The 3791-nt window shown below is 63.5% G+C and carries 5 protein-coding genes; all 5 read right to left on the bottom strand.

Annotated features, from left to right (window positions below; translation table 11 throughout):
* Positions 1-618 (bottom strand): DNA-directed RNA polymerase subunit alpha (locus tag QM712_RS36085; protein ID WP_415027908.1); only part of this gene is annotated, 618 nt, incomplete at its 3' end.
* Between the two features lie 112 nt (positions 619-730).
* Positions 731-1120: a 30S ribosomal protein S11 gene (gene rpsK, locus QM712_RS36080; protein ID WP_007603045.1), complete on the bottom strand. Its 390-nt coding sequence runs from the start codon at positions 1118-1120 to the stop codon at positions 731-733.
* A 123-nt stretch (positions 1121-1243) separates the two neighbouring features.
* Positions 1244-1612, bottom strand: coding sequence for a 30S ribosomal protein S13 (gene rpsM, locus QM712_RS36075; protein WP_018647258.1), 369 nt, complete (start codon positions 1610-1612; stop codon positions 1244-1246).
* A 187-nt stretch (positions 1613-1799) separates the two neighbouring features.
* Positions 1800-2690: an adenylate kinase gene (locus QM712_RS36070; RefSeq protein WP_415027907.1), complete on the bottom strand. Its 891-nt coding sequence runs from the start codon at positions 2688-2690 to the stop codon at positions 1800-1802.
* Between the two features lie 278 nt (positions 2691-2968).
* Positions 2969-3791 (bottom strand): preprotein translocase subunit SecY (gene secY / locus QM712_RS36065; protein WP_415027906.1); only part of this gene is annotated, 823 nt, incomplete at its 5' end.

Here is a 3791-nt window from a genome sequence, read left to right as displayed (position 1 = left end):
GGTCAGCTTGTCGTAGTCGAGGATCTGGCCCTCGCGGGTGTTCTCGACCTTGTAGGAGACCTTGCGGACCGGCGAATACAGGCTGTCGACCGGGATCAGGCCGATCGGCGCATCCTCGGGACGGTTGCGCTCGGCGGGCACGTAGCCCTTGCCGGTCGAGACCGTGAACTCCATGCGGATCTCGGCGCCCTCGTCGAGCGTGCAGATCTGCAGGTCGGGGTTGAGAACGGTGACGTCGCCCACGGTCTGGATGTCGCCGGCGGTGACGACGCCCGGGCCCTGCTTCTTCACGACCATGCGCTTGGGGCCTTCGCCCTGCATCTTGATCGAGATGTCCTTGATGTTGAGCACGATGTCGGTGACGTCCTCACGGACGCCCGCGATCGAGGAGAACTCGTGCAGCACGCCGTCGATGTGCACCGACTGCACCGCCGCGCCCTGGAGCGAGGAGAGCAGAATGCGGCGCAGCGCGTTGCCGAGGGTCTGGCCGAAGCCGCGCTCGAGCGGCTCGGCGACGATGGTCGCGAAACGGGCCGGATCGCTGCCGGGCGTGACCTGGAGCTTGTTCGGCCGAATCAGTTCTTGCCAATTTTTCTGGATCGTCACTGTTTCACCCATACAGGCCAGTCTATTTGAAAGCTCAAAATACTGGCGTTGGAGAAAGGCCGCGGATCATTCCCGCGGCTTCGCAAAAAGTCATTGCGGGCGCCAATGCACCCGCAACGTCACATCAAACGCGCCGACGCTTGCGGGGACGGCAACCGTTGTGCGGGATCGTGGTCACGTCACGGATCGAGGTGACGGTGAAGCCCGCGGCCTGGAGCGCGCGGAGCGCCGATTCGCGGCCCGAACCGGGACCGGCGACTTCGACTTCCAGCGTGCGCATGCCGTGCTCCTGCGCCTTCTTCGACACGTCCTCGGCGGCAACCTGCGCGGCATAGGGGGTCGACTTGCGCGAACCCTTGAAGCCCATCGTACCCGCGGACGACCAGGCGATCGTGTTGCCCTGCGCGTCGGTGATGGTGATGGTCGTGTTGTTGAACGAGGAGTTCACATGCGCAACGCCGGAGGCGATGTTCTTGCGCTCACGACGGCGAACGCGGGTGGCTTCCTTACCCATTGAGTACCTTTCCTGGAGATCTCAAACGCCGCCGTAATGCCAGCGGCTACACCTGTGGAACGAAAGGCGCGCGGCGAACGGGCCATTCCCGATTCGCCGCACGCCGCGATTGGATTCGAAAACTTACTTCTTCTTGCCGGCGATGGCCTTGGCCGGCCCCTTGCGCGTGCGCGCATTGGTGTGGGTGCGCTGGCCGCGCACCGGCAGACCGCGACGATGACGCAGGCCACGATAGCAGCCGAGGTCCATCAGACGCTTGATGTTGATGCCGACTTCACGACGCAGGTCGCCCTCGACGAGGTAGTCGCGGTCGATCACTTCGCGGATCTGGAGCACTTCGGCATCGCTGAGTTGATTGACGCGACGATCCTCGGGGATCTTCACCTTCTCGATGATGTCACCGGCGATCTTCGGGCCGATGCCATGGATGTACTGGAGCGCGATCAGCACGCGCTTGTTGGTGGGAATGTTCACGCCGGCAATACGGGCCACGGCCTTCTCTCCTGTTGCCGATCCCTCGTCAGGAATCGGTCTTTAAGTGCTTGCTTTCTCGGGCAGGTGTTCACAAACGCGAACACGACGCCCTCCCCCGGTCTTCCTGGGGCCCGGCATCGTCTGAAACTATCCGACTTGGATGCGGGGCTTATTAAGGGATTCAGGGGGCTTCAGTCAACCGCCCCTAGCGCTTGGCTCGCTTTTTCGTGACCTTTTTTGCGGCCTTTTTGGCACCCTTTTTGACAGCCTTCTTGGCGGTCTTTTTGGCCGCCTTCTTCGCGGTTTTCTTAACCGTTTTCTTGGTCGTCTTCTTGGCGCCCTTCACGGCCTTCTTGGCCGCCTTTTTGGCGGATTTGGTGGCCTTTTGGGCCTTTTTGGCTGATTTCGCCGGCTTTCCGGCTGCCTTCCCGGCCGCCTTGGCTTTCTTGGCTCCCTTCTTGGCGGGTGCCGCCTTGGCCGCGCTCCTGGCGTGGGTCTTGGGCTCGACAGCCCCGAGCGCCAGCAGGAGGCGATGGATGGCGCGCGTCACCTCGTCGATCGCCATCATCCCGTCGACGGTCGAGAGCTTCCGCCGCTCGGAGTAGTAGTGAATCAGCGGCTCCGTCTGGCTGCGGTAGCTGGCCAGCCGCTTGGTGAGGACCTCTGGGGTATCGTCGACCCGGACCTCCTCGCCCCTCTCGCGCATCTGGGCCACGCGGGTCTCGACCCGGCTCAGCAACGCGCTCTCGTTGACGCGGAGTTCGATCACGGCGTCGAGCTTGAGGTGCTTGTGCCTGAGCAGTTCGTCCAGGGCCTCGGCCTGCGGCACGGTGCGGGGGAAGCCGTCCAGGATGAACCCGTTCCTGGCGTCCGGCTGATCGATGCGGTCGGAGATGATTCCAACCACGACCTCGTCCGGCACCAGACCGCCGCTGGCCATGATCTCCTTGGCCTTCAATCCGACCGGCGTGCCGGCCGCGACGGCCGCGCGCAGCATCTCGCCTGTCGAAAGCTGCACGATGCCATAACGCTGCACCAGCAGCTGCGCCTGGGTCCCCTTGCCCGACCCCGGCGGCCCCAGAAGTATCATTCTCATTGGCGTACGCCCCCCGGAACGGTGAGCGATACGTCGCGCACCTGTGTTTGAAGATCTAGAACAGTGCAAACCACAATCGGCCCCGCACCGCTACCCATATCATAGGGGAGCGAATGCCCAGACGCCAAGAAGGCCTTTGAAACCAGCGATTGTGTGCGGTGAGAGCCGCTCTGCCGGCCGCTCGAACGGGCGGCCCTGCACCTTGCGGAGGGCTTGCGCCGACACGCTCTCGCGCGAATCGGCGATGCGAGCCGGGCGTTCGAGAGGACGCCGCGCCCTTAGCGGCGACGTCCCCGCAGCTTCGACTTGCGGATCAGTCCCTCGTACTGATGGGCCAGCAGATAGCCCTGCACCTGCGCCACAGTGTCCATGGTGACGCTGACGACGATCAGCAGCGACGTGCCGCCGAAATAGAACGGCACCGAGGCATAGGAGATCAGGATCTCGGGGATCAAGCAGACGATCGCGAGATAGATCGCACCGAGCACGGTGATGCGCGACAACACGTAGTCGATGTATTCCGCCGTGCGCTCGCCAGGGCGAATGCCCGGAATGAAACCGCCATGCTTCTTCAGGTTGTCCGCGGTCTCGGTCGGGTTGAACACGATCGCCGTGTAGAAGAACGCGAAGAACACGATCAGCGCGAGATAGAGGATCAGGAACAGCGGACGGCCGTGGCCGAGCTGGGTGGTGATCCACTGGAACCACTCCGGTCCCTTGCCCGCGTTGAAGTTCGCGACCGTAGTCGGCAACAGCAGCAGCGAGGATGCGAAGATCGGCGGGATCACGCCCGAGGTGTTGAGCTTCAGCGGCAGGTGCGAGGACTGGCCCTCGAACATCTTGTTGCCGACCTGGCGCTTCGGATACTGGATCAGGAGCCGGCGCTGCGCGCGCTCCATGAACACGATGAAGGCGATCACGGCGACGGCCATCACGATCACGACCAGGATCAGGCCGGTCGACATCGCGCCCTGGCGGCCGAGTTCGAGCATGTTGGCGAGTGCCGACGGCAACTCGGCGACGATGCCGGACAGAATGATCAGCGAGATGCCGTTGCCGATGCCGCGCGAGGTGATCTGCTCGCCCAGCCACATCAGGAAC

The organism is Bradyrhizobium sp. (assembly GCF_047605465.1).
Taxonomy (GTDB): Bacteria; Pseudomonadota; Alphaproteobacteria; order Rhizobiales; family Xanthobacteraceae; genus Bradyrhizobium.
This window is presented reverse-complemented; position numbering and strand designations above follow the sequence as displayed.

What these genes read in the sequence shown, in the direction of transcription:
- rpsK (WP_007603045.1), bottom strand. Translation starts at nt 1,120, where the DNA reads ATGGGTAAGGAAGCCACCCGCGTTCGCCGTCGTGAGCGCAAGAACATC.
- QM712_RS36070 (WP_415027907.1), bottom strand. Translation starts at nt 2,690, where the DNA reads ATGAGAATGATACTTCTGGGGCCGCCGGGGTCGGGCAAGGGGACCCAG.